Genomic DNA, 7,159 nt, shown 5'->3' with positions numbered 1-7,159 from the left:
GGAAATATCTCCAATTATACCTAAACGAGTTCGTTTACAAGCTTAATAGACGCTATTTTGAAGAAAAATTATTCGATAAGCTAGTAATAGCAAGCATTACAGGGTTATGACTAAAAACGGACAATCAAATTAAAGAGAATCAAAATTGTATTAATATTCAGTTTTTACTTATCTAACATATTTATTATATCTTATATTTGCACATTTTAAACAAATAAAACATAATGAAAGCAGGAATTGTAGGATTGCCAAATGTTGGAAAATCAACATTATTTAATTGTTTATCCAATGCTAAAGCGCAAAGTGCCAACTTTCCGTTTTGTACCATTGAACCTAATATAGGAGTAGTAAATGTTCCAGATCCAAGGTTGGAAAAACTGGAGGAATTAGTAAAACCAGTTCGTGTTCAAACCGCAACCGTAGATATTGTTGACATTGCAGGATTAGTAAAAGGAGCCAGTAAAGGCGAAGGCTTAGGAAACCAGTTTCTTGGTAACATAAGAGAATGTAATGCTATTATTCACGTTTTGCGTTGTTTTGACAACGATAATATCATTCACGTTGACGGGAATATTAACCCAATTCGCGACAAGGAAACCATCGATATCGAGCTGCAATTAAAAGATTTAGAAACCGTTGAAAAGCGTCTTGATAAAGTAAAACGTGCCGCCAAAACGGGAAACAAAGAAGCCCAACTTGAAGAAGGATTGTTAAATAGAATTCGGGAAACCTTGCTTCAGGCAAAATCGGCCAGAACGGTTGTGACAAAAGGATATGAAGAAGAGGAATTGTTCGATAATTTCCAACTAATTACTTCAAAACCTGTATTGTATGTTTGCAACGTTGACGAAAATTCTGCCGTAACCGGAAACGCTTATGTGGATCAAGTTCGGGAATTAGTAAAAGACGAAAATGCTGAAGTTATTGTTTTGGCTGTTGGTACTGAAGCTGATATCACTGAATTGGAAACTTTCGAAGAACGCAAAATGTTCTTAGAAGATTTAGGTTTGCAAGAACCCGGAGCTTCCGTTTTGATTCGTGCAGCCTATAAACTATTGAAACAACAAACCTATTTTACTGCAGGTGTCAAAGAAGTTCGCGCATGGACCATCAACGTGGGTTCGACGGCACCACAAGCTGCTGGAGTGATTCACACCGATTTCGAGAAAGGATTTATCCGCGCTGAAGTAATCGCTTACGAAGATTTTGTTCATTATGGTTCTGAAGCCAAATGCAAAGAAGCCGGGAAGTTTAAAGTTGAAGGAAAAGAATATATTGTAAAAGATGGCGATGTGATGCACTTTCGATTTAATGTGTAATTTTTGAGAGAATAGAATAAAGAGAATAGAAAATAGATTATAGAGGGAACCTGCAAGTGTAATTTTGCAGGTTTTTTTATGGACCTAATCCTGCTTTTCACTACAAGATTTTTAGGTCTTACCTTTTTTCTATGGCAATAAAGGAGCTTCCTTCGGTCGCTCTTTCTTGTCAAGAAAAAAATGGTAATCCAATAAAAATGCTTTTCGTTTCAATCAGTGGTAAAGAGAATAGAGGAAAAAGAAAAAAGAATAGAGGAAAGAGAGTTTTAAAATAATTTGTGAATTTGCGGTGAATTAAAATTCGTGTAAATCTGCTTTAACAGTATTCCGTTTCTCAAAGTTCAAATGGCGCAAAAATGATGTTCTATTTTTTAAGTATATTTATAAAAAAACTGCTACTATCAAAATAATCGCTTTTGGCGGAAGCCCTAGTAAAAAATAGATCAATAAAAAATTAGCCACTTACGCTGCATCTTTATTTGAAAATACAGAAGTTGAAGTATTGGATTTAAATGATTTCCAAATGCCAATATTTAGTGTTGATGTTGAGGAAGAAATAGGGAAGCATGCTTTGGCGCAAGCCTTTTTGGATAAAATAGCAACAGCCGATATTCTGGTGGTTTCTATGGCAGAGAATAATGGAAACTATTCTGCAGCGTTCAAAAATGTTTTTGATTGGTGTTCTAGAATTTCTGGGAACGTTTTTCAGGAAAAACCAATGTTACTTATGGCAACTTCACCAGGAGGTCGAGGTGGAGCAACAGTTCTTGATATTGCTAAAAACGCCTTTCCACGTTATGGAGCTGTAATAAAAGGAATCTTTTCATTACCTAGTTTCAATGATAACTTTGATGTTGAAAAAGAGAAAATTTCTAATATAAAATTAGACACACAATTGAGAACAATTAGTAACGGTTTTAAATCTTAAATTCCAAATACTAAATTCTAAATATGTAATTTTTCATTGTCAAAAACATTCTTGATAACTTCTCAAAAAATCGCTTTAATAATGAATTGACATTCCCTATATTAGCGCACTCGAGCTCTGTGCGAAAAGCAACAATCAATCAGAACGCAGTTAAATCCGATAAAATTTAAAATGTCCGATCAAAATCAATATACCGAAGATAATATTCGGTCACTAGACTGGAAAGAACACATCAGAATGCGCCCCGGAATGTACATCGGTAAACTCGGTGACGGTTCTTCGCCGGATGATGGTATTTATATTCTACTCAAGGAAGTTCTTGACAACTGTATCGACGAATTTGTTATGGGTGCAGGAAAAACAATCGAGGTTACTATAAAAGAAAAAACAGTTACGGTTCGCGATTATGGTCGTGGAATTCCTCTAGGAAAAGTGATTGACGTGGTTTCTAAAATGAATACCGGAGGAAAATACGATTCTTTGGCCTTCAAAAAATCGGTTGGTTTAAATGGGGTTGGAACAAAAGCCGTAAATGCCTTATCCAATTATTTCCGGGTAGAATCCGTTCGTGATGACAAACAAAAAGCAGCCGAATTTTCAGCTGGAAACTTAGTCTTGGACGAAGAAATAATTGAAACCACTAAACGTAAAGGAACTAAGGTTACTTTTATTCCAGACGAAGCGATTTTCAAAAATTACAAATACCGCTATGAATATGTAATTAAAATGCTCAAAAACTATTGTTATCTCAACAATGGTTTGACGATTTTATTTAATGGCGAAAAATATTTTTCCGAAAATGGATTGAAAGATTTGTTAGAAGAAACGATCCACGTTGACGATCTCGAATACCCAATCATCCATTTGAAAGGCGATGACATCGAAATCGCCTTGACACACAGTAAAACTCAATACAGCGAGGAATACCATTCCTTTGTAAACGGACAAAATACAACCCAAGGAGGAACGCATCTAGCCGCTTATCGCGAAGCCATCGTAAAAACCATTCGGGAATATTACAACAAAGGTTTTGAAGCTTCGGATGTGCGGAAGTCAATCGTGACGGCCATTAGCATTAAAGTGATGGAGCCGGTTTTTGAATCGCAAACCAAAACCAAATTAGGTTCGACAGATATGGGTTCGGAACCAGGGATGCCATCGGTTCGTACCTTCGTCAATGATTTTGTAAAAAACAAATTAGACAGTTATTTGCATAAAAACCCAACAACTGCCGATGCCTTGTTGCGTAAAATTTTGCAGGCGGAAAGAGAACGGAAAGAACTTTCCGGTATTCGAAAATTGGCGACAGATCGTGCCAAGAAATCCAATCTGCACAACAAAAAATTAAGAGATTGTCGGGCGCATCTTCCCGATACCAAGAATCCAAAAAATCTGGACAGCACGCTTTTCATCACCGAGGGAGATTCAGCTTCTGGATCCATTACCAAATCCCGAGACGTTAATACGCAAGCGGTTTTTAGTCTTCGTGGAAAACCACTGAATTGCTACGGAATGAGTAAGAAGATTGTGTACGAAAACGAAGAATTCAATTTGTTGCAAGCGGCTTTGGATATCGAAGATGGCTTGGAAAAACTGCGATACAACAACATCGTAATTGCCACGGATGCCGATGTAGACGGAATGCACATTAGATTATTATTGATTACTTTCTTCCTGCAATTCTTTCCAGAACTAATCAAGGAAGGGCATTTGTACATTTTGCAAACGCCTCTTTTTAGGGTTCGAAACAAAAAAGAAACTATCTATTGTTATTCAGAAGAAGAACGAAAAGCAGCCATAGAAAAACTGAAACCAAAACCAGAAATCACCCGATTTAAAGGATTGGGAGAAATATCGCCAGACGAATTCAAGAATTTTATTGGCGAAACCATTCGATTAGATCCTATTATGATGGATAAAAATACTTCGGTCGAGCAATTGTTGTCATTCTATATGGGAAAAAATACGCCGGACCGACAAGAATTTATCATCAAGAATTTGAAAGTGGAATTGGATACAATGGAAGCGAACTAATTACGGAATTTAAGATTTTAGAAATTAAATGGACGAAGACGAAGATAACATAATCCCAAACGAAGACGAAAGTAACGAAGAGTTAAACGAGTCCGCAAACGAAAAAGGTTTTGAAGAAATAAAAACTTCTGCTGGGATGCAGCATTTTTACGAAAATAACGATGAAGGAAGTGATACCATTACCAAGGTTACAGGAATGTACAAAGATTGGTTTTTGGATTATGCTTCGTATGTAATTCTGGAACGCGCTGTTCCCGCAATCGAAGATGGTTTTAAACCCGTTCAACGACGGATTATGCATTCGCTCAAGGAATTGGATGACGGTCGTTACAACAAAGTGGCGAATGTAGTTGGGCACACCATGCAATACCATCCGCACGGAGATCAGAGTATTGGTGATGCGATGGTGCAAATTGGCCAAAAAGAATTGTTGATAGATTGCCAGGGAAACTGGGGAAATATTCTTACGGGTGATAGCGCTGCGGCTTCTCGTTACATTGAAGCGCGTTTGTCAAAATTTGCTTTGGAAGTCTTGTATTCTCCAAAAATCACTGATTGGGGAGTTTCTTATGATGGTCGTCGTGCCGAACCAAATAATCTTCCAGTAAAATTTCCTTTATTATTGGCTTCAGGTGCCGAAGGTATTGCCGTAGGACTTTCAACGAAAGTGCTGCCTCACAATTTTATTGAATTAATAGACGCTTCCATAAAAATTCTGAAAGGAAAATCATTCCAGATTTTTCCAGATTTTATGACAGCAGGAATTGCGGATGTGTCTAATTATAATGATGGAATGCGTGGTGGACGGGTTCGTGTTCGTGCCAAAATTGCCCAATTTGACAAGAATACTTTGGTGATTACCCAAATTCCGTTTTCGACCAATACGACCACTTTGATTGACAGTATTTTGAAAGCCAATGAAAAAGGGAAGATCAAAATCAAGAAAATTGAGGACAATACTGCTGCTGAGGTTGAAATTTTAATTCATCTTTTTCCAGGTGTTTCTCCAGATAAAACCATTGATGCTTTGTTTGCTTTTACAGGTTGCGAAACTTCGGTAGCACCACTGGGTTGTGTAATCGAAAACAACAAACCTTTGTTTATTGGCGTTTCGGCAATGTTGAAGATTTCGACAGACAGAACGGTTCAATTACTGAAAAGCGAACTCGAAATTCAGTTAAGTGAACTCGAAGAACAATGGCATTTTCTTTCTTTGGAACGCATTTTTATCGAAAATAAAATCTACCGTGACATTGAGGAAGAAACTACTAAAGAGGGCGTAATTAATGCCGTTGACGAAGGTTTAAAACCACATACAAAACACTTGAAGCGTGCCGTAACCGAAGAGGATATTCTTCGTTTGCTCGATATTCGAATTATGCGTATTTCTAAATTTGACAGTAACAAGGCACAAGACAAAATTGAAGCACTCGAAGGTGATATCGAAAAGGTGAAATTCGACTTGGAACATCTGATCGATTTTGCAATTGCTTTTTTTACCAAGTTAAAAGACAAATACGGTAAAGGTCGCGAACGCCAAACAGAATTGCGCAGTTTTGATAATATCGAAGCAACAAAAGTGGCTTTAAGAAACACAAAACTCTACGTAAATAGGGAAGAAGGTTTTATAGGAACTGGATTAAAAAAAGACGAATACGTCACGGATTGCTCCGATATTGATGACGTGATTGTTTTCCTTCGCGATGGGAATATGATGATTTGCAAAGTCGATGACAAGAAATTCGTTGGAAAAGACATTATCCACGTGGCTATTTTTGACAAAAGTGACAAGCGTACGATTTACAATATGATTTATCGCGACGGAAAATCGGGTCCGTCGTACATCAAACGTTTCAATGTTTCGGGAGTTACGCGAGACAAATTATACGATTTGACCAATGAAACAAAAGGATCTCAAGTATTATATTTCACCTGTAATCCAAATGGTGAAGCTGAGGTTATTACAATTATTTTACGCCAAATTGGAAGTGTTAAAAAACTAAAATGGGATCTAGATTTTGCCGAAATGGCCATAAAAGGGCGCGCCTCAAAAGGAAATTTAGTGACCAAATATACAATCAAGAAAATCGAAATCAAGGAAAAAGGAATTTCAACTTTAAAACCTAGAAAGATTTGGTTTGACGATACGGTTCAAAGATTAAATGTGGATGCAAGAGGAGAATTATTGGGTGAGTTTAGACCCAATGACAAGATTCTGGTGATTTCACAAACCGGAAAACTAAAAGTCATCACACCAGAATTATCGACACATTTTGACGAAGACATGGTGGTTTTGGAGAAATGGCATCCTAAAAAACCAATTTCAGCCATTTATTATGATGGCGAAAAAGAACGGTATTACATCAAACGCTTTTTGGTGGAAACCGAAAATAAAGAAGAAATTTTTATTACGGAACATCCTAAATCACAATTGGAAATTGTTTCAACGGACTATCGTCCTATGGCCGAATTGGTTTTTCCAAAAATAAAAGGAGTTCAAAAAGAAAATCAAACAGTAGATATTGAGAGTTTCATTGCCGTAAAAGGTTTCAAAGCATTAGGAAATCAATTGACTACAGATAAATTGAAACAGGTTAATTTGTTCGAACCATTGCCTTACGAAGTACCCGAAGAAGTTATTCCTGAAGAACTAGAAGTCGAAGGTGAAACAGAAGTTGGAATTCCCGATGAGGACATCGAAGATATTCAACCGGACGAAGACGGACAAATTACTTTGTTTTAATCAAAAGAATTCCCCGAAGCTCTGCTTCGGGGTTTAGAGGAAAGTTTGAAAACCTTGGTTTTCATAAAACTAAAAATTTACCTTTTCCGATAGATACCTCGAAGCTCTGCTTCGGGGTTATTCATTCAATCAAAC

At 37.0% G+C, this 7,159-nt stretch carries 4 protein-coding genes and 1 pseudogene; all 5 read left to right on the top strand.

Translation table 11 applies throughout. The features are described 5' to 3' along the window. Nucleotides 1-110, top strand: a pseudogene (locus tag AABM59_RS07645) (IS1595 family transposase); the annotation flags it as partial. Nucleotides 111-224: 114 nt separating this feature from the next. Beyond that, on the top strand, nucleotides 225-1,319 hold the full coding sequence (ychF, locus tag AABM59_RS07640; RefSeq protein ID WP_338408371.1) for a redox-regulated ATPase YchF: 1,095 nt from the start codon (nucleotides 225-227) through the stop codon (nucleotides 1,317-1,319). 442 nt (nucleotides 1,320-1,761) lie between these two features. Continuing rightward, the gene (locus AABM59_RS07635) at nucleotides 1,762-2,247 is read left to right on the top strand and encodes an NAD(P)H-dependent oxidoreductase (protein WP_338408372.1); all 486 of its coding nucleotides are present in this window, start codon (nucleotides 1,762-1,764) and stop codon (nucleotides 2,245-2,247) included. Between the two features lie 171 nt (nucleotides 2,248-2,418). Further along, on the top strand, nucleotides 2,419-4,281 hold the full coding sequence (locus tag AABM59_RS07630; protein ID WP_338408370.1) for a DNA topoisomerase IV subunit B: 1,863 nt from the start codon (nucleotides 2,419-2,421) through the stop codon (nucleotides 4,279-4,281). A gap of 28 nt (nucleotides 4,282-4,309) precedes the next feature. After that, nucleotides 4,310-7,024: a DNA gyrase/topoisomerase IV subunit A gene (locus tag AABM59_RS07625; protein ID WP_338408369.1), complete on the top strand. Its 2,715-nt coding sequence runs from the start codon at nucleotides 4,310-4,312 to the stop codon at nucleotides 7,022-7,024. The last annotated feature ends 135 nt before the right edge of the window (nucleotides 7,025-7,159 follow it).

This window comes from uncultured Flavobacterium sp., assembly GCF_963925185.1.
GTDB lineage: Bacteria > Bacteroidota > Bacteroidia > Flavobacteriales > Flavobacteriaceae > Flavobacterium.
Note: the sequence above shows the minus strand (reverse complement) of the source record. Positions and strands in the feature narration are given on the sequence as shown.